Genomic DNA, 503 nt, shown 5'->3' on the forward strand with positions numbered 1-503 from the left:
TAAAATATCTTGTACATCCGTCAGGATGCGTTTTGTCTCTGTTCAGGATACCGTTTTATCTCTAATTGACGGTTTATTCTTACTTTTCATCACATATTATATAATGTGACGCTTGTACTACATTCTGTTTGTTTATTTAAAATCTTTCAAAGAACTTTCTTTCGTTTTGGAAGCGAAAGCGTTTGCAAAGGTAAGGGATTTATTTTTAACCACCAAACTTTTTCGAAAGTTTTTTTTGAAAAAGTTTTTTTTCGGTTTGAAAACCAGACTTTCTTTCTCGCTCCCTTGCTACTACAAGGTAAGATACTCAAAAGGATTTTCAGCTCTCCTTACTCAGCTTCAGCATGTCAACTTAACCGCTCTCCCTCTCGAAAGCGGATGCAAAGGTACAGACTTTTTTCATTCCTGCAATAGTTTAAACGACTTTTTTTCAAAAAAAATATCACTTTTAACGTAATATACTGTAAATCAAAACAAAAGACGTAAGAAATAATTAATCGGCT

This window comes from Bacteroides cellulolyticus, from assembly GCF_025567135.1.
In the GTDB taxonomy this organism is placed as follows: Bacteria; Bacteroidota; Bacteroidia; order Bacteroidales; family Bacteroidaceae; genus Phocaeicola; species Phocaeicola cellulolyticus.